Genomic DNA, 18761 nt, shown 5'->3' with positions numbered 1-18761 from the left:
ACTGACGTCTTCTCTGACGCCTAAAGCTTCTTAGAATCCCGAAAGGATTGATTATATCGACTCCACACCAAAAGACTCCAATAACACCTCCGGATTAATCTTCCCGCTGGTGAACGTCTTACCACTGTTCAATTCGTTCACGGTGACCTCCGCAGGTGCGAACGAAGCGGCATCGATCTTATAGAAGTCGAATTCCGCCTCTTTAAAGGTAACGTAAAACGGCTTGCCGTAATCCTTCGAGTTCATTGACGGGACGCTCTTTACGTAGCCTTTCAATTCCTCTACGTCCTCGTAATCTATCGAATAATACATGCGACCGCAGTACATGATGCAATCATTGGTCGAGCCCATGCATTTCAGATCGTCACCGACGAGGGGTGAGATCGGGATGAGGCCGTGCGCGTGTTTTATGCGGTTTATATCAAGACCGAGCACTTCGAGCCGGTGTACGCCGGTTTCTATACCACGCGCGGATATCTGCACAGAGCCTGCAATGGATGCCGTTGGCACAACCACGATGTAAAGATCTTCTGGCTCCACCGTGCATGCCTTCGCTATCGCCGCCGTCACCTCAGCATCCGGCATCGTGTTGCTTTCCAGAACCAGCACCGCCTCATCTGCGTCGTCCGTATAATCTATCTCCTCGTACAGCTCTTTTGGATTGAGCGAAAGTGCCCGTGCAGGCCCCGAGCCCATACCGAAGAACTTCCCTACTTTTATCCGCCATCCCGCGAATTGTGACGCCATGCACGCGATCACCGGATGGTCGGTGGTAAGTTCTACCGCCGGCACAACCAATTTACCAAGGTCAAAACTGTTGAATGTAATATCCGCAAGGTCCGCCATACATATCCGCGAAACGTACAACCCCGCTGCAAATCCCCCCTTTTCTTCCACGCCTGCATCTATGAGCGTTGTCCCATTATCCAACTCCGCTATGCCCACCTGCAAATCCTCTGCAAGGTCCATCATGTCCTCAAAAACGTCCAGTCCATACTCATTCACACTTATCATTGTTCATTCACCTGTGCTACTTTACAATGCCGTGCCACTATTTATAATGATACGATTCTTTCCTTTGTTGCCCCGGTACGAATTGTAACTGTGCGTGTTCTGTGCCTTAAATGTGGTATGAACAAATTAAAGGCCTACTTTAGCTCTTTAGCCACCGCTCAACGCAGCTAATAGTATGATTGCGATGGCAAGGTGCTGCGGCGAACGTGCCTTTGCTTGCAGAGTCAGAGGGACTTACTTCAACGGTCAAGATTAAGTAAAGACACACGTGCAGAGAGAAAACGACCGACTGCCTTTGCGTTAACGATTTAGCAGTACCACCTCCTTTTCCCGCCGCGCCCGCTTCCATTCTTCCATCCGCTCGTTGAGAAGGTGCAGATCCACAAAAGCGAACGCTCCCTCTTCTTCATCATCATCACCGATTGACAGCAGCGGTAGCTCGTGCGTGGAGAACGTAGGAATATCAAACTGAGAGAAGGTATCAACAGCGAAATGCGAGAGCTCTTTGCCGTAGATTACCGCAACGATACCTTTCTTCGCCAATAGTTCCGCAGTACTTGCCCCACCGCCACTGCCGTCTTTAAGGAACACGACATCGCCTTTGTTAAGCCCGTAGTTCTTATCGGCATCCACGATCGCATCATGGCTGAACGTTTGTATCACCGTAATCCTCTTTCCACCCTGTACATCTCGTTTCCCTCCGCCTTTCAGGGCCTCGATGATGCCCCTTAGCTCTGCTTTCTCCTGCTCGCGCGCTCTCACTTCCGCTCTCAAGCTTTCAATCGCCCGGTCCCGCTTTCGTATCTCTTCCGCTTTTTTCAACGCTCTCGTACTCGCTGAACGTGTGGAATCGAGTTTCCGCTTCAAGCGTGCTCTCTCCCACTCCCCTTCTTCTAAACGTGTCTCGAGCGCTGTTATGCGTTCTTCCAGCAGCTCGATTCGCGCGTCTTTATCCTTCAGGAGACCACGTAATCTGAGGATCGTTTTACCATCCCGCTCACGCTCCACACCGCTATCGCCCTCGCTCTGCCTTGGCTCTTCCGTAACTTGCTCTTTCTCCTCTTCAGGAGCGATCAGCCGGTCTATGGCCGCGCTTATTGACACGCCTTGTACCACCATCGCCTTTACCACTTCCACATTTACACCCGCGGGCGTCTTCTTCTGCACCTGTGTGAATTTTCTCTTGTAGTGCTTGAACGCGTTAACGCAGGCTGCTAATGCGTCTCGCTCATGGGCGTTTTTGTATTCGTAATCTTCGCCTTTCGTCAGTGCGATCTTCTCGTCCGTGGACAGAGATTCGCCCAGGTCATGAACCGGAGAAGCGAAGACACTGCTTATCTTCTTCACCATCGCGGGTGTAGGCGTAACGTCAGAAGCGACGATCAAAGGCCTTCCACGCGCTGCGATCCATGCTATGGCATCTGAAATCGAATAATTCTTCGCGCTGAATACTTCTACCAGTTTGCCCCGGAGGTCGATCATGGCAATTCCCACCGTCGTGCCCGGATCAATGCCAACGATGGTGTAGCGTCGTCGTGCGTATGAATCAGCCATTTAACTATTAGTGTTTACCACCACAGGCATATAAAATAAATTATATGGTATGGCTAAAGTGAAAGTGAGAACGCATGAAAGTGGGAATAATATCGGATACACATGACAATCTTGATGCGATAGGCGAGGCAGTAGCGATTTTTAACGATGAAGGCATCGAACTGCTGATTCACGCGGGCGATTTTATCTCACCATTTACCTCGCAGCCGTTTAAAAAACTCAAAGCCTCACAGGCAGGTTTTTTCGGCAATAATGACGGTGATAAACTGCGTTTAAAGAAGGATTACGAATAAGAATGGGTGGGGGAGCTCTACGAAGACCCGTATGAATTTGATTTCGCTGATAAAAAGAGCATTGTGACTCACAAGCCGCAGATCGTGGAACCCCTGGCCACATCGGGCAGGTACGATGCAGTGATCTCTGGGCATACGCATAAAGTGGTGATCGAGCAGTATCCAGGTAGAGCCGATGACCGAGAGACGACGTGGGTGATTAACCCCGGGGAGTGCTGTGGTTACCTCACGGGAAGGAAAACGGCGGCTCTACTTGATTTCGAGATTGATGGTGCGAAGATGGTGAATCTGTAGCAACAACAGTGTTGTTGTGCATTAACGAAAAAGAGCAACTTATTTATATGGACAGCCGAAAAGTTGTAACCATAACGAGGTAGGTACTCGATAGATAAAGAGAGAATATGGAGGAACACCCAAATGGGAACATTAATGGATGAGATAATTGAATGGGGCGGAGGCGTCTTTGGCGAAGAGCACATGGAATCGCTGATGCAGTGCGTGCAGTGCGGGAAGTGTACTGGCGGCTGCCCATCAGGACGAATTACAGCACTACGAACTCGAAAGTTATTTCGGATGGCACAGGAGGATATGAAAGAGGAGATTTTCAACGCTCCTGAACTGTGGTTCTGTACAACCTGTTACACGTGCTATGAACGCTGCCCGAAAGGGGTAAAGTGCACGGATATCATACGGACGATACGGAACCTGGCCGCGAAGGAGGGACACATGTCCGTGCCCCATCGGATGATTGGTGTGTATGCGTTGAAAACCGGCCATGGCGTGCCGATCGGTCCTGACCAGATGAAGATACGGGAATCGATCGGACTGGAATCACAGCCACCAACCACGCAGAAATACAAAGAACAACTGGAGCAAATACAAACAATCTGCAAAGAAACGGGCTTCGATAAGCTGATTGATTTTGATTGGGGTAAAATGAACCTTAAAGAAGCGGAGGAGAAGAAATGAGCGAAGAAACGAAGGAGTATGCTTATTTCCTTGGTTGTATCACACCGAACAGGTATCCGGGAATAGAAGCATCGGCGAAGAAGGTCTTTAAGGAATTTGGAATAGAGACAAAAGAGATGGTGGGTGCTTCCTGTTGTCCGGCACCTGGTGTCTTCGGCTCTTTTGACATGTACACATGGCTACCTATTGCAGCGCGGAATCTCGCCATCGCGGAGGAAATGGGACTTGAGATCTATGTGACGTGCAACGGATGTTATGGCTCGCTGCAAGAAGCCGACCATTTGCTTAAAGAGCATCCAAAGTTAAAGGAAAAGGTCAATGAGATTTTAGGTAAAGCCGGAAGGGAATATAAGGGAACTACGGAGGTGCATCATTCCATTGTGGTTCTTCACGATGAGGTTGGACTAGATCGGTTAAAAGAGCGAGTAACGAAGCCGATGAAGGACGTGAATGTAGCGATACATTACGGGTGTCACTTCCTCAAGCCGAGCGAGGTGCGGGGGCATGGATCTGCGGAAACACCTAACGTTCTAGAGGACATCGTGAAGGCAATCGGTGCAAAAGAAACAGTTTACAAGGATAAGCTGATGTGTTGCGGTGCCGGCGGCGGCGTGCGAACTGCGGACACCCCAACGGCTTTAGAATGGACACGTCAGAAGTTGGTGAGTATGATCGAAGAGGGCGCAGATTGTGTAATTCACCCCTGTGCGTTCTGCCACTTGCAACTTGATCGTGGCCAATACGAGATAAACAAGGCGTTTGGCACCTCTTTTGATCTGCCCGTTCTCTATGCTTTGCAACTCGTTGGACTCGCAATGGGAATGAGCGAAAAGGAGCTGGGTTTAGATCAGCAAACCACCAAGATGTCTGAGAAATTGCTAAAATAAAAGAAGAAAAATAAAAATTTTTTTTCTTCTCTTTCTTTTTTATTTTTTATTTTATGTTTGTGGTACTCTATCGAGATCTGAACAGAATCGAATTATCTACCAGAGTTTTGACGGCGCCGCTTGCACAGCCTTAAACTGCCCTTTCTTCTGCCGCACGGAGCGCAGGTCCTTCTCCTTCTCCGTGATCTTATTTATGATCTCGGTCTTCTGCTCCTCATCACTTGCGGCCTTGAATTCGTTCGTTAAATCGCCTATCTCCTTTATCAGTGCCGCGATTTCAGCATCCTTCTCATTTATTACCTCATCAGGTACAACACCCATCCTTATCACCTCTTTTTAGTTAGTTACACGTTGGTATAGGATAGGATACAACCAACACGCTATTTATAGTTTTCTATATTTGTCTGTCGCGTTTGGTTTGTATCTACTACCCCTTCAGCACAATTTCTATGTGCACATCCTTGGGAATGGGTACGCGCATCAGTTGTCGCAGTGCCCGTTCATCCGCTTCCAGATCGATCAACCGTTTATGTATGCGCATTTCCCAATGGTCCCAGGTGGGAGAGCCCTCGCCATCAGGGCTCTTCCTGCATGGCACAACGAGTTTCTTTGTCGGGAGAGGTATGGGTCCTGACATTCTCACTCCTGTCGTCTCGACTATCCGCTTCACCTGTTGACAGATGTCATCCAATTTCTTATGATCCGTACTCGAAAGCTTTATCCGTGCTTTTTGGTTCATTCTGTTTGTCCCCTTCCCTCTTCCTTTTTGCTTCGCTTCGCTTCGCTTCGCTTCGTATTTGGTTACGTCGCTTTGTGTAGCCTAGCTTTATTTCTCCTTTATATCCATAACCATGCCAGCGGCAACGGTCTGCCCCATGTCACGGATAGCGAACCGACCGAGCTGAGGTATCTCCTTCACACGCTCGATAACCAGCGGTCTCGACGGTTTTACCGTTACAATAGCGGCATCGCCGGTCTTTATGAAGTCTGGATTCTCCTCTTTGGTCGCACCGGTTCGTGGATCTAACTTTTTGGCAATCTCGGTTATTGTGCAAGAGACCTGAGTAGTGTGACAATGGAACACTGGTGTGTAGCCAATCGTAATGGCGGTCGGATGTTGAAGCACAATGAGCTGCGCGGTAAATTCGTCTGCAATCGTTGGCGGATTGTCTGTATGCCCACATACGTCGCCTCGCCGTATATCCGTCCTACCGACCCCTCGCACATTCCAGCCGATATTGTCGCCCGGAATAGCTTCTGGGATTTCTTCATGATGCATCTCTATCGATTTCACCTCACCGGTCTTGGCTGGCGGGTTGAAAATCACCGTGTCGCCTTTCTTTATCTTTCCGGTCTCCACCCGGCCCACGGGAACCGTCCCCGCGCCGGTTATGGTATATACATCCTGCACCGGTAATCGAAGCGGGAGATTAATGGGTTTTTCTGGCACTTTCATGAGGTCCAGTGCATCCAAAAGGGTAGGTCCATCAAACCATTTCATCTTCTCGCTGGGCTTCGTGATATTCTCGCCTTCGAACGCAGAAACAGGAATAAACACGAGCGCTCCTTCTTTATAGCCCACAACACCCAAGAGTTCTAAAAGCGCCTTCTTCAGTTCTTCGTAGCTCTTCTGCTCGTAATTCACCCGGTCCATTTTATTGATAGCGATAATGAGCTGCGTTACGCCCAAGGTTCTTGCTAAGAAGACATGCTCCTTGGTCTGTGCCATTATCCCGTCCTTGGCATCTACCACTAACACCGCTGCATCCGCCTGCGAGGTCCCGGTAATCATGTTCTTCACGAAATCTCGGTGACCCGGACAATCCACGATTGTGTAATAATACTTATTAGTATCAAATCTCTGATGAGCGACGTCTATGGTAATGCCCCGCTCTCGTTCATCCTTCAAACTATCCATCACCCAAGCGAACTCGAATGATCCTTTTCCTATCTCTTGTGCCTTTTTCCTGTACTCATCGATTACATGTGGATCAATGACCCCTGCATCCATCAGCAGCCGTCCCAACAGCGTTGATTTCCCGTGGTCTATGTGCCCTATCATAGCCAAATTCATGTGCTCTTTCTCTGCCATCTTTCATTTTCCTCCTATCTTTCTTCTAATCTATACAACCTACGGATTTATATTGTTTACAGATTTACATCCTATTTGTTTTTATTATATTTATCTTCTGGCGTGTGGCTTCTTCTGAAGCGCACTTTTAAAATTTAAACCGAGTGCCAAAGAAGCAGAAACCTGAATGAGGCCCGCGATTGGTAGAGCGCACGCCGTACACCAGCGCATCTAACGACGATACCAGGGAGGGAGAAGTTACCGTGAAGGAAATCGTCACGAGCTTTCTTGAATAACATACACTCGTTCCGTGGTCGGTCATCGAACGAAAAAGCGGAAAGAATTAAAACAAATGACGAAATAGTGATAGAGTAGGGAAGTGAGGAGATGGTGGAGATAAGACCGTTCAAGGCGACGATACTGAACCCGGAACTGGAGACCAGAGCCGAACTGGTATGCCCTGTCTACGATACCATTGATGCGCAGCAGTACGAGCGTTATGCAGCCGATAGGAACAATGTAATCCATTTTAGCACGAGAAAAGAGGGCGTGGCGGAGGACGATTTCGTAGATTACGCGAAACTGAGTTTAGAGCGCCTTTTCGCCGAGGGGATTTTGAAAGGGCGTGACCACCCCGCGTTCTATATCTACGGGATTCGGTACAGCCTCTCGAGGAGTCTAGTGGAGCAAATCCCCAGAGAGGAGCGAAGAGAGGTCTATTTCGCATTCGGGTTGGTCACATTGGTGAAGGTCGATAAACTCAACGAGCACAGCATAGTGGGGCATGAGAAGACGTTTGAGACGAAGACGCGCGAGCGAAGCCATCTGATGAAAGCGTGCGGCATGAACTTCTCGCCGATCGTCGCGGAATACAACATGCCGGGCCATGAGATAAACAACATCTTTGAGGATTACCTGGGCTTTCACAGGCCGGATTTGGAGCTAGATGAGCAGCGAAAGCCGGTCATGGACGTTGTGATAAACGGCGCTCGCCACCTGCTCTGGGAGGTAGCGGACAAGGACGTTATTGATAAGATCCAGCAGCTCGTGCGTGAGAAGCGGATCATGATTCTTGATGGGCACCACCGATACACCGCGGCGTATCAGGTGAGTAAGGATCAGGAAGAGGGCACGGCATATACGCTGATGATGCTGGTAGAAGGCGGTGATCGAGCGCTTTTATTGCTACCTTGGCATCGCTGTGTGCGGCAATGCCGTAGGGAGGAGTTATGGGCGAGGATAGCGGATTATTTCACGGTAGAATCGTACGACAAGCGTGCGGGCGAGGCACAGATCTATTCGAGGCTTAACGAAAGCACCGATGAATTTGACGTGCGATTTGGTATGTACGACGGAGAGAAGTACTACGTGCTGCGAGCGGATAAGGAAAGAATCGGGAAATTAGCGGAGGCCCGCGGCGAGCGAGTGGGACTGGATGTCATCAGCCTGCACGAATGGCTTATTGGGCCAACGCTTATTGGCGAGCCTGAGGATGTGGTCTTCACCGCCAGTCCGCAAGAGGCGATCGAGAAAGTGGATAAGGAAGCGTACGAGGTTGCGTTCTTCCTCAGACGGCTGCGTATAGCCGATGTGGAATACAAGGCGCACGTGGAGAAGAAGGTGTTCCCGCAGAAGTCAACGCTCTTTCTGCCCAAGGTTGCTGAGGGTATCGTGATGTGGAAATGGAAGTAGTGGTGTGAATTGTTACGGTAAGTCTATCGCACATGAGTGGAATGCTATCCTTTAATATAACCCCACCCGCCACAGGTTGGGCAGGGTAACGCTATGCTCCCCGGCTTCAGACCCGACCCTTCACAGCACATACACTCGTTTTTCAATTTAGACGGCCGGCGCCCAGTACCGCCGCAGATAAGGCAGGGTAATGTTGAATCTCCCCGTCTCGTACCGGTACCACTGCAATAGCCACAGAGGTATCGCAGTTTACGAGGACTTCTTGTGGTTCCTTTCTTATCAAGACTTCTTTTGAATTCCATCCTTTGGTTTATCCCTTAGGTTAAGGTTAGCAACTACTTTGTCCTATATAAGGATTAGTGATATTTTCGTGTTCTTGGATGTAGATTAACACATTTTGTTTCACATTACTACCGTAGCAAAAGCTTAAATTTTACAGTTATTGAGGGACTTGCTTTCGGTAAAACAAGCGACAAGACAAGTAACCTCTATCTGCGAGGAGGTCGATTTTGATCGATCATTAGTTCCGGAGTGGAACACTCAGGGCTACGTAGCAATTTCCGTTCCGAATGATCGTGACGTACCGAAGAGTGAGTGAGTAAGTGAAAGAGAGAAGAGCGAAGGGGAGAAAGATCCTTGAAGAAGTGATTTTGGAGGTACAGTACAAAACAAACCACCCGTGAGAGGATAATGGTTAATTAAGAAGGAAAAATTTATTACTTTACATGCATTCAGACGCTGACCAGAGGCTTACAAAGGTAGTTATTATCGCAGCGATCTGCGTTTTCAGCACGCAATTCGGCGTCACGGTCATTGCGCCACTGCTCGGCACGTGGGTGGAGGCTTCAGGAGCGCCGTTCCTCGTCGCTGCTTTGATCTTCTCGGCCTTTACCATCACGAGCACCCCGCTCAATATACCTGGCGGTGCTATGTCGGATAAAGTGGGGCGAAAGCCGTTGATCATCGTGGGACTTTTACTTTATGCGCTTGCGTCTGCGCTGTTTCCGTTTTCAAACGAGTCGTATGACTGGATCTTCGTACGGGCGTTACAGGGCGCGGGAGCGGGCTTGTTCTTCCCTGCAATCACCGCGTTGCTCTCCGAGGTGACGAAGTATGAAGAACGAGGTCGTGCAATGGGTGTGTATAACATCGGTCTGGGTGTTGGGTTGGCGGTCGGTCCCGCGTCAGGCGGCATTCTATTTGATGCGTACGGTCTTTTCATGCCGTTTTTCGTCTGCGTCGCGTTTGCACTGCTCAGCGTGGTACTGGTGGTGCTCTTTGTTCATGAGCCGACGACCATGCGAGTGCAGAGAAAAGGGACGAAGGTATCGTTATCTGAACGGGAGAGGAAGACATTGACTCTTGCCTGTCTCGTGATCTTCTTCGGGATCGGCGTCGCAGGAATTATGGGCGCTCTATTCTCTCCGTTTGCGTTTGCGCCCGAGAATCTCAGGCTCTCTGCAGGAGTTATCGGTGCAATTCTCTCGACGATGTTCCTCGTCTTTGCAGTGTTGCAAGCGGGATTTAACCGGCTGATGACGAAGATTGGAGAGGTCGTCCTCGCGCTTGGTGGTTTGTTTTTGTGCGCGTGCGGCTTGCTGGTGCTGTACGTCGCAACAGCCGTGTTCGAGCTGGTGATAATGAGCGTTCTCCTCGGTGCGGGGCTCGGTGCGATTTCACTGGGCACGTTAACGCTGGCATCGAAAGCAACGGCGGGAGAAGGTGCACACGATCCGGGACAAGAGCGAAAGCGAGAGCGAAGCGGGAAAGTGATGGGGATCTATTACACGGCATTTTATGCAGGGTTAGGCGGCATCCCACTTGTTTGCGGCGCGCTTTCTGAAGTCTTCGGTGCGCGAGTGCTGTTCCTTGCGTATGCCGTGCTGCTGCTTGTGGTGATGGTTGTGGTGTGGCGGATGGTTGGAATTGCCAAAAAATCAGCTTAAGTAAAAACTCCGGCCGAATTTTTTTTCTGAAGCATCAACAAATAGGCATCTTTATAACTATACACGAAGTATAAAAAAGCGTGAGAATCAATGAACTGGGATGCTGCTGGTGTACTGAGCAACATTATTCTTGTCACGGCTTTGGTCGCGGTAACCGCTTGGTATGCCAGAAAGGTGAGTAAACAAACGGAATTGATGGTACAAGATCGAGAGCGAAACAAAATTTTAGAGGAAGTTCAAGAGGTTTTAACTCCAACTATCAAGCGTCTAGAAAAAGAAATTGAGGCGATCGAACACAATAAAATCAAATGGATTCGCAATCCTACAGGGATGTGTTTCTTCGAAGGATATCCTTCTAAACTTCTCTGTACTGGTATTAAAGCGTGTAGCAGCGCAGAGAGAGATGTCTTCAATAAGTTTCCTGATTTGAATGAAAAGTTTTCTTCTCACGATGCGTTATATGACAAGCTGTATGCTGCCTATGCAACGATTGAAAGAGAAGTTAAAACTCCTGAACTTAAAGAGCGCTTAAAAGTCTTGGTAAAGAAATTCAATGAATCCCGGGAGGGATCTAATAGATTAAATGGAGTACCTTTTGAAAAGCCTGATATAATTTTTGGAAATTTTATTATAAATCGAGAATATGAAATAGAGCGAAGCCCTAATTCTGTCCAACCGAATATTGATTTCTGGGAAGCATACCGAGATGAACTATTAAAATTTAGAGAGAAACCTCAGGTTGATAAACTTGATAAAGAGATTGAAGGTTTGTTAAGGCAATTAAAGGAATTAGATGAGGAGCTTTTAGACGCACTTGAAAAAATAAGAGAAGAGTATCGAGTAAAGTACAACTTTACCAAATACGAGATCGATCCGGAACTAAAGAAACTTGAAAATCCTCTGGGGATAGACTTGATATAACGACTGAAGAATCAGCATCAATAAAAAATTGGAACGCAAAAACTCAAGAAGATTTCAAATATCTTCTGGCGCCCCTGCGATCTTAATCAGCGCCTCCTTCTCAAGGAAATGGCGTTCGCCGGTAACGATGAGCACGTGCGGCAGCTCGCCGAATTCGTAATGCTTCAACGCCTCTAAATGATCCGCTTTCACCACCGGCTTGTCAGAGCCTGCTCGTGCAATTCCCACGAATATCGATTCTTTAAGCACAGTTCCACCCCTTTTAACTTCTACTGCCTCCAGTAACTCGACCGCATCGTTGATACGCATCGAGAGATCGAGATAGAGCAGCGTATGCAGCCCACGCTCCTTGTTCGCCTTTATCGTATCATAAGGCACTTCTGAGATGACGTCCTTGTACGGTGGCGAAACCGTTACGGATTTACCGAACTTGTAATTCTGAAGGCCGCAGATGCCAGCAACTGCCGATGAAATGGACGGCGCGTGTATCACTCGCGTCTCTATCCCTCTATCGATCGCTCGGAGCCGCAGATCGACGTGCGTCGTGGCAATCATCGCATCGCCGCCACTGAGCAGCACTACGTTTTGATCCTTTGCACGCGATAAGATCCTTTCCTCTGCGTGCTCCTCGATGTCGCTGCGGTCTAATAGAACGATTGGCTTGCCGAACAGCGCCTCCATCGTATCGATCGCTTTGCCACCCAGCGGCGAGGTGTAGAACTCAGCGAAAACGGTATCTGCCGCTCGTATCGCCTCCAACCCTTTCACGGTTATGTCCTTTTCATCGTACAGGCCGAGACCAACGAACGTGAGCATATACAGACGTTCCAGTTACCAGAAGAAAAGAGTTTTGGAGAACGGTCGATCCAGTCTGCTCCGATTCGCACGAACGTTTCGTTCTAAAAGCTAAAACCTTTAAAAAGCCGTATTCCTACTACTACCACAGACCATGTTCCTCGAATTCAAAAAGGAAGCTGAGCACGTGCTGAAGGCCGCATTGGAAAAGGCCGCTTATGAGTACGGCGATTTGGCATTGGATCTGACTGAGGGCGATCATGCGGATCTCGCGTCCCGGTTTGCGTTCTCGTTAGCGCGCAGATACAAGAAGCCGCCTGCGGCCATCGCCTTGGATATTGTTGAGCATCTGGAACTCTCTACGGAAGACACGTTGATCGGAGACGTCGCTGCTGTTGGCCCGTATGTTAACTTCTTCGTGAATGACGCATTCTTGCGTAAGACTCTGCGCGAGCTACAACGTGGCTTAGAAGCGGAGAAGAAGCGAGAGAAGATCATACTCGAGCACACGTCGGCGAATCCTGACGGCCCGCTGCACATCGGGCATCTGCGAAATGCGGTTATCGGCGACGTGCTGGTACGCGTGCTGAAGCGTGCGGGGTACGAGGTGGAGACGCAGTATTATTTGAACGATATGGGGCGGCAAATAGCGGTTGTCGTCTGGGGTGCGGAGCGAATACCCTACGATGACACGAAAAAAGCGGACCACGCCGTTGCGGACGTTTACATTGCGGCAAATCGGCTGCTGGAGGCGAACGCGGAATTGCAGGAAGAAGTAGGGGCACTCATGCGAAAGTACGAGGCAGGCGATACGACGATTCTGCAGAAATACAATGCGGCGGTGCAGAAATGCCTTTCTGGCATTCAAGCCTCTTTCGAACGGTTGAATATCCAGCAGGTGGTCTTCGTGTGGGAGAGCGAATTTGCAAGAAGCGGCGCTGTGCAGGGTGTAATCGAGGAGCTAAAACAGAAGGGAGATATCAAGCGCGAAGGCTCCGCGCTACTGCTGCAACTGGAAGGTATTGAGAAGGCGCTGGTGATCCAGAGGACAGACGGAACTTCGCTTTACACGACACGAGACCTCGCGTACCATCGCTGGAAGGGCACGAACTGCGATCGCGTAATAGATGTGTTTGGCAAAGATCACGAGCTGGTCTCACAGCAATTGGCCAAGGCGCTGGAACTACTGGGCGTTAAATCGCCGGAATTCGTCATCTTCGCGTTCGTTTCTTTGCCGTCCGGCTCGGTCTCCACGCGCGCGGGTCGCTATATCGCGGCGGACGATCTCATGGAGCGGATCGAGGAACGGGCGTGTAACGAGGTGACGAAGCGGAGAACCGATCTGGATGAGCGGAAGAAGCGTGAGATTGCGCGAAAGGTGGGAATTGGTGCGCTGCGGTACGATATGGTGAAGGTATCGCCGGACAAGCATATCGTCTTCGATTTCGACGATGCGCTGGATATCGAGAAGAAAGGCGCACCGTTCATTCAATATTCGCATGCACGTGCGTGCAGCATACTACGCGCCGCGGAGGAGCAGGGTTACGTGGTAAGCGAGGATTACGATGTCACACTACTGAAGGATGCGAGCGAAATAACGTTAATAAAGAAGTTATCCAAGCTCGATTCCATCATCGATGCAGCAGCTACGGATTTGAAGGCGCATCAAGTGGCTAAATACGCACGCGAGCTTGCCGAAGGTTTCAATCAGTTTTATAAAGATTGCCCTGTGCTCACGGCGGAAACTGACCTGATGAAAGCGCGGCTGGCGCTCGTCGACTGTGCACGAATCGGTGTACGCGATGTGTTGGCGGTGCTGGGCATCGAAGCGCCTGATGAGATGTAACAACACTTTCTTTCTATAAGAAAGAACCTGTGCTAAGAAAGAATTATTCTTTTTGTGGCGGAACAAGAGATGGTTAAATATGTAACTTTGTTAAAGCGTTCTTACACTTTATCTTTTCTGAAAAAAGAAACCCTCTGCTAAAACGGAAAATAAAAGTGAAAGAGGCCTTTTTTTTAACGCCTCTTTCGTGTGGCTATGGTCATTGCAACAACTGCCGAAAGCAGGCCGACGAGTGCTAGTAATCCAAATAGAGTTAGCACCGGTACTTCCACGGCACACAGCGGACAGTAACTCAATGGGTGGTTGTCTCTACTTCCAGCATTTCCTGGTATTAAGTATAAGTAGGGATCGCCAGGCTCTCCCGGTTCAGGCTCCCAGTAATTCCCATCCCAGATGTTATTGGTGCCGTTATCCCACGCCTGGAGCACGTTATTGAAGAAGCAGTTCCGGCATACTATTGTATCATTCGTATCGGTTTCCAGGTGCACGCCCGTATCAAAGAGCGTGTTATCGCGGATGATAAACCCTTCAATCCGGTTGTTGTCTCCTTCCTCCAGCCATGCCCCGTGCCCGCAGTTGGTTAGCTCTCCGGTCAAGAAACTGACATTGATCGCGTACATATTACAGATGCCACGGGCTGTGGAATTCCCGGAAATGTCGCGGATCGTAGTGTCAATGAAGCTGCCGTTTATTATTATTAACGCAAAGATGCCGCAAGCCCCGCCGTTTGGTGCATTGCCCCTGGATTGAAAGGAGCGCACGAGATAGATTTTACACGAGCCTGAAAAACGAAGTGGAATGAATAACTTGCTCGGGCGGAAATAAGAGTATGAATGAGGTTATTGAGCGGAAAGCGAGAAACGGACGATTGTATTTAATAACCTATCGCCCCGTTATTCCTATTGAAGTGCGAAAGGGCCGAAGGCGTGAGGAATCACAGGAATGAACAAGAAGGAGAAGCATAAACAGGATCTGGTTCCGTTATTTGACGAATTCCTCGAAACGGGCAATGCCGATACGATTGTCAATTATCTTCTCGCAAATAGCAATCTCCCAGGACCGAGAGGAAATCTGGAGCTGGCAGTGACGTTTGCAGAAGTCGTCGAGGAACTGTTTGCAGAAGCTCCTGAACAACTCTGGCGATTCTGTTCACAATTAGCGGTGATTTCCGCAGATGAAGCGCCGGTAAACGATCCGAAAGAATTCCTACCGTTCTGTGGGGCGTGCGCTGTCGGAGCTCTTGGTGCGGTCTCGGCTGCATGCTATCAAGAAGCCCTAACTCAGTTAAGAGGGGTAGCAGGTGATCTTCGCTGGCGAATGCGGGAAGGAGTGGCAATGGCTCTCCAGCGATTGATTGAAACGCAAAGTGAAACGACGTTGACCGAATTAGAAGGTTGGATTGCTAACGGCGACTGGCTCGCGATGCGGGCCGTGGCTGCAGGCGTGGCAGAACCTCTACTGCTGCGAGAGAAGCAGACCGCCGCACGGGCCTTGGCGCTGCATAAAAAGATCTTTGACCGTATTGTGAGCGTGAACGAGCGGAAATCAGAGCAGTTCACGGCCTTGAAGAAAGGGCTGGGGTATACCCTGAGTGTGGTTATTGCTGCGATCCCAGAAGAGGGGTTTGCATACATGGAGCAGCTTATCGAGTCGCGAAAACAGGATAAGGATATTCGGTGGATACTGAAAGAGAACCTGAAGAAGAACCGGTTAGCCAAAAACTTCCCGAATGAGGTGGCTGCACTGAAGCACTTACTGCAATAAGGATGTCCCCTCGTTCGGCACGACTGAAAAATCAGGTTTTGAAGAGAAACCGCGTTCTGAACGAGAAGGTTTGTGCAGCAAGGAAACCGCGGCGTTTACCTACCTGCCTACCTAAAGCGTAACTTCTTCTCGATTCCTTTGCTTAGATGTACGGAGGCACAAACAGCCGTGCAGGTCTGCGCGTTTAAGGTGGTATCAAGAGGTGGTTGAAGAAGACGGGGGAAATAGAGAGAAAACGAAAGGATTATATGTGCTCGTGGGTAATAATTGTAGGGGGTAAGTAGCCTGTTGGATAACTCACAGATACAAAGGTTGGATAAAATTATTAAATATGGGGGAAGTCCCTCAGAAGGGATTGTATGTAAACCAAGTTGAGATATAAGTTATCAGATGCTATCTACCACCATGACAACTAATAAAAAATAGGATTAAATTTAAAATAAACATGTTTGAAAAAATAATCCAAACGATATCTGGTATGAGCCTTTCTGACTGGTTTCACACACTTGGCTCATTAATTGCGTTTGCACTTTTATTCTTAAGATTAATTGAATTTAGAAAAAAGAGAGTGGATCTAAAAATAAATTTAGAGCAAGATTTATTTACATCACACCAAGTTCAAGATTTTGATACATATAATGAAACCGAAATACGAATCAAAGTTGAATTAACAAACAAAGGTTTGGAACCAACTACATTAAATGGTGCTGATTTTTATTCTGACTATGAAGAGTTGAATAATCTATCCATGTCTGATGAGAAAATTATGCATCCATATGGGTTAGAATTTGAGTTCAATCCCATCAGAATTGAAGGAAATGATAGAAAAACAGTTACCTTAACAGTTTTTAAAAATACTCTGTTACCGGAGGATAAAAAACAAATTAATGCTAAAGTGATACTGAAAACAACACATAAGGATATTTCTAAAAAAATCACGCTTAAGAGAAACGACGAGCGGTAAAGTTAAACCCTTCGTTTTTCAACACATCGGCTTTCCTTCCCGTATCTGTAGTTAATGACTAACCAGAAATTTTATTCCTAACATGTAAGTTATAGAGGCCCAAAACCACACCACAACGCCCCTTCACCCCTCCCACCCGCGAACAAAAATCCGTAAAAAGTAAAATGTGTGGAAGGCCATATATGAAGTATGGAAGCTACGGACATGACGCTACGGTGGGACATGGCGATACGCTGGCACGAGTGCTGGGAGGCCGCACCGGAGATATACGTGCTCTTGAAAGAGAGTGAAACGTTAGAAAGCGCTCGTGAGAAGATTATCAGCTACCTTAACGCGTTGGATTGGTCATACCGCCGTGATATTGATCACATTAAATCATGGGATTACATCGTCCTTAAAGATGCCGTTGGCGCCCTGGAGAACATAATCTCTCCACGAAATGAGCGTTTAGCCGAGACGTCAGCGTTGGAACATCTCTGGACTGCTGCAGTAACCGGCGATGCTGAAGTAACCAACGATTTCATCGATGAGTTTGTGCATCTATTTAAAGCGATAAAAGGGCAATCGGACGTCTACCCCTCACGCTTGATGGAAGGCATACCAATACCTGATTTCGACCAGTATAAAGGACGCGAAGCGGCGTTAATACGGTCCGATTACCTTGATCAGATGGGACAGCGCATGAGCACGTATCTTGTGCGGTATCCCTGTGGCCTCAAGCCTGAGATCGTTGAACGACGCAAGGAGCACAAGAAGCGGATTCTCGCAGAACTCGGCGCCTCTGAGGAAGACTGGGACGACTGGCAATGGCACTTCAAGCACGTCTTCAAGAACAAGCAGGGCTTCGAGACGATCAAGAGGATAATCACGTTAAACCCCCTCCAGGAGGAGGCCATTGAGCTCGCGATCGAGAATAAAGTTCCTTTCGGGGTCACCCCGCACTATTTGCAGCTCATGGATCCCGAGCCGACGGATTATGATTACGCGGTACGGAGGCAGGTATTCCCGCCGTTGAGTTATGTCGAGAACATGATTGCGCATAAAGAGGATAAGGAGCTGGCGTTTGACTTCATGCGTGAGCACGACACCTCGCCGATAGAGCTCGTTACCCGCCGCTATCCCACCGTCGCGATCGTCAAGCCGTACGATTCGTGTCCGCAGATCTGCGTGTACTGTCAACGCAACTGGGAACTCACGGAACCGTTAATGGATTACGCCTTAGCGCCAAAAGAGCGCATTGACCGGGCTTTAGACTGGTTCGCGGAACACGAGAGTATGATGGACGTCCTGGTCACCGGCGGCGACTCGCTAGCGATGACCGATACCATGATTGAGTACATCGTGAAGCGGCTGTCGGAAATCCCGCATTTGCACAGTATCCGAATCGCCACGCGCATACCCATTACGGTGCCGCAACGGGTCACCGAGGAACTGTGCGAGATCTTTGCCAGTTATTATGAGGTGGGCAAGCAGACACTCTGCATGGTCACCCATTTCGAGCATCCGTACGAGGTTACGCCCGAGACGGCGAGCGCGATCAGATGCGTTAAGATGCATGGCATGCACGTGTATAACCAGCAGGTGTTCACCTTTGCGAATAGCAGACGATTCGAGACTGCGGCATTACGCATTGCGATAAAGCAGATTGGAGTTGATCCGTATTACACCTTCAATATGAAAGGGAAATCAGAGATCGAAGATTACGCAGTACCACTCGCGCGCATTCTGCAGGAGCGGAAAGAGGAGGCGCGATTGCTGCCCGGGATCTTCCGCACGGACGAGCCGGTATTTAACGTGCCTTTCCTCGGTAAGAATCATCTCCGAGCCTGGCAGGACCGTGAACTCATTGCCATACAGCCGGATGGGCGAAGAATGTATGCATTCCATCCCTGGGAGAAGAATATAGCGAGAGTAAAACCCTACCTGTACACGGATGTGACGATACGGAGCTATCTCGAGAAGTTGAAGGACCGAGGCGAAGATCCCGACGATTACCGGAGCATCTGGTATTATTATTAACGCGAGGTTACTCGTGCTTTGTAAAT

Annotated in this window: 16 protein-coding genes and 1 pseudogene; 10 read left to right on the top strand and 7 right to left on the bottom strand. The window is 48.9% G+C overall.

From position 1 onward, the window contains the following. Positions 1–51 precede the first annotated feature (51 nt). Together mch and JW878_09130 are read right to left on the bottom strand one after the other, a co-directional pair. Positions 52–1014 (bottom strand): methenyltetrahydromethanopterin cyclohydrolase, encoded by a 963-nt coding sequence (mch, locus tag JW878_09135; GenBank protein MBN1763217.1) that lies wholly within the window; start codon positions 1012–1014, stop codon positions 52–54. 300 nt (positions 1015–1314) lie between these two features. After that, complete coding sequence (locus tag JW878_09130; protein ID MBN1763216.1) at positions 1315–2568, bottom strand: DUF460 domain-containing protein; 1254 nt, start codon at positions 2566–2568, stop codon at positions 1315–1317. A 74-nt stretch (positions 2569–2642) separates the two neighbouring features. Here JW878_09130 and JW878_09125 point away from each other — a divergent pair. From JW878_09125 to hdrB, 3 genes and pseudogenes are all read left to right on the top strand, one after another. Continuing rightward, positions 2643–3155 (top strand): annotated as a pseudogene (locus tag JW878_09125) (metallophosphoesterase). Between the two features lie 123 nt (positions 3156–3278). Beyond that, complete coding sequence (gene hdrC / locus JW878_09120) at positions 3279–3830, top strand: CoB--CoM heterodisulfide reductase subunit C (protein ID MBN1763215.1); 552 nt, start codon at positions 3279–3281, stop codon at positions 3828–3830. Further along, on the top strand, positions 3827–4717 hold the full coding sequence (gene hdrB, locus JW878_09115) for a CoB--CoM heterodisulfide reductase subunit B (GenBank protein MBN1763214.1): 891 nt from the start codon (positions 3827–3829) through the stop codon (positions 4715–4717). Before hdrC ends, hdrB begins: the two co-directional genes overlap by 4 nt. Before the next feature lie 96 nt (positions 4718–4813). Here hdrB and JW878_09110 read toward each other — a convergent pair whose 3' ends face one another. From JW878_09110 to tuf, 3 genes are all read right to left on the bottom strand, one after another. After that, positions 4814–5038 (bottom strand): hypothetical protein, encoded by a 225-nt coding sequence (locus tag JW878_09110; GenBank protein ID MBN1763213.1) that lies wholly within the window; start codon positions 5036–5038, stop codon positions 4814–4816. Between the two features lie 106 nt (positions 5039–5144). Then, positions 5145–5456, bottom strand: a complete 312-nt coding sequence (locus JW878_09105; GenBank protein MBN1763212.1) for a 30S ribosomal protein S10 — start codon at positions 5454–5456, stop codon at positions 5145–5147. A gap of 87 nt (positions 5457–5543) precedes the next feature. After that, positions 5544–6809, bottom strand: a complete 1266-nt coding sequence (tuf, locus tag JW878_09100) for a translation elongation factor EF-1 subunit alpha (protein MBN1763211.1) — start codon at positions 6807–6809, stop codon at positions 5544–5546. 366 nt (positions 6810–7175) lie between these two features. Between tuf and JW878_09095 the strand changes: the two genes are divergently transcribed. From JW878_09095 to JW878_09085, 3 genes are all read left to right on the top strand, one after another. Next, positions 7176–8480, top strand: a complete 1305-nt coding sequence (locus tag JW878_09095) for a DUF1015 family protein (GenBank protein ID MBN1763210.1) — start codon at positions 7176–7178, stop codon at positions 8478–8480. Between the two features lie 725 nt (positions 8481–9205). Further along, positions 9206–10426 (top strand): MFS transporter, encoded by a 1221-nt coding sequence (locus JW878_09090; protein ID MBN1763209.1) that lies wholly within the window; start codon positions 9206–9208, stop codon positions 10424–10426. A 90-nt stretch (positions 10427–10516) separates the two neighbouring features. After that, on the top strand, positions 10517–11347 hold the full coding sequence (locus JW878_09085; protein MBN1763208.1) for a hypothetical protein: 831 nt from the start codon (positions 10517–10519) through the stop codon (positions 11345–11347). Positions 11348–11401: 54 nt separating this feature from the next. Here the strand turns inward: JW878_09085 and JW878_09080 are convergent, their stop codons facing one another. Then, a complete protein-coding gene (locus JW878_09080) occupies positions 11402–12163 on the bottom strand; it encodes a diphthine synthase (GenBank protein ID MBN1763207.1) in 762 nt (253 codons plus the stop codon). A 133-nt stretch (positions 12164–12296) separates the two neighbouring features. On the opposite strand from JW878_09080, the gene JW878_09075 reads away from it, so the two are divergent. After that, complete coding sequence (locus tag JW878_09075) at positions 12297–13988, top strand: arginine--tRNA ligase (protein ID MBN1763206.1); 1692 nt, start codon at positions 12297–12299, stop codon at positions 13986–13988. A gap of 173 nt (positions 13989–14161) precedes the next feature. Here JW878_09075 and JW878_09070 read toward each other — a convergent pair whose 3' ends face one another. Further along, entirely contained in the window at positions 14162–14749 is a 588-nt protein-coding gene (locus JW878_09070) for a hypothetical protein (protein MBN1763205.1), read from the bottom strand. 181 nt (positions 14750–14930) lie between these two features. Here JW878_09070 and JW878_09065 point away from each other — a divergent pair, with 181 nt between their 5' ends. From JW878_09065 to JW878_09055, 3 genes are all read left to right on the top strand, one after another. After that, positions 14931–15752, top strand: a complete 822-nt coding sequence (locus JW878_09065; GenBank protein ID MBN1763204.1) for a hypothetical protein — start codon at positions 14931–14933, stop codon at positions 15750–15752. A 445-nt stretch (positions 15753–16197) separates the two neighbouring features. Next, positions 16198–16716, top strand: a complete 519-nt coding sequence (locus JW878_09060) for a hypothetical protein (GenBank protein ID MBN1763203.1) — start codon at positions 16198–16200, stop codon at positions 16714–16716. 222 nt (positions 16717–16938) lie between these two features. Continuing rightward, on the top strand, positions 16939–18735 hold the full coding sequence (locus JW878_09055; GenBank protein ID MBN1763202.1) for a KamA family radical SAM protein: 1797 nt from the start codon (positions 16939–16941) through the stop codon (positions 18733–18735). Positions 18736–18761: the final 26 nt, after the last annotated feature.

It is taken from the genome of Methanomicrobia archaeon, from assembly GCA_016930255.1.
In the GTDB taxonomy this organism is placed as follows: Archaea; Halobacteriota; Syntropharchaeia; order Alkanophagales; family Methanospirareceae; genus JACGMN01.
This window is presented reverse-complemented; position numbering and strand designations above follow the sequence as displayed.

Coding starts and splice junctions, on each gene's coding strand:
- mch (MBN1763217.1), bottom strand. CDS start 1,014: ATGATAAGTGTGAATGAGTATGGACTGGACGTTTTTGAGGACATGATG.
- JW878_09130 (MBN1763216.1), bottom strand. CDS start 2,568: ATGGCTGATTCATACGCACGACGACGCTACACCATCGTTGGCATTGAT.
- hdrC (MBN1763215.1), top strand. CDS start 3,279: ATGGGAACATTAATGGATGAGATAATTGAATGGGGCGGAGGCGTCTTT.
- hdrB (MBN1763214.1), top strand. CDS start 3,827: ATGAGCGAAGAAACGAAGGAGTATGCTTATTTCCTTGGTTGTATCACA.
- JW878_09110 (MBN1763213.1), bottom strand. CDS start 5,038: ATGGGTGTTGTACCTGATGAGGTAATAAATGAGAAGGATGCTGAAATC.
- JW878_09105 (MBN1763212.1), bottom strand. CDS start 5,456: ATGAACCAAAAAGCACGGATAAAGCTTTCGAGTACGGATCATAAGAAA.
- tuf (MBN1763211.1), bottom strand. CDS start 6,809: ATGGCAGAGAAAGAGCACATGAATTTGGCTATGATAGGGCACATAGAC.
- JW878_09095 (MBN1763210.1), top strand. CDS start 7,176: ATGGTGGAGATAAGACCGTTCAAGGCGACGATACTGAACCCGGAACTG.
- JW878_09090 (MBN1763209.1), top strand. CDS start 9,206: ATGCATTCAGACGCTGACCAGAGGCTTACAAAGGTAGTTATTATCGCA.
- JW878_09085 (MBN1763208.1), top strand. CDS start 10,517: ATGAACTGGGATGCTGCTGGTGTACTGAGCAACATTATTCTTGTCACG.
- JW878_09080 (MBN1763207.1), bottom strand. CDS start 12,163: ATGCTCACGTTCGTTGGTCTCGGCCTGTACGATGAAAAGGACATAACC.
- JW878_09075 (MBN1763206.1), top strand. CDS start 12,297: ATGTTCCTCGAATTCAAAAAGGAAGCTGAGCACGTGCTGAAGGCCGCA.
- JW878_09065 (MBN1763204.1), top strand. CDS start 14,931: ATGAACAAGAAGGAGAAGCATAAACAGGATCTGGTTCCGTTATTTGAC.
- JW878_09060 (MBN1763203.1), top strand. CDS start 16,198: ATGTTTGAAAAAATAATCCAAACGATATCTGGTATGAGCCTTTCTGAC.
- JW878_09055 (MBN1763202.1), top strand. CDS start 16,939: ATGGCGATACGCTGGCACGAGTGCTGGGAGGCCGCACCGGAGATATAC.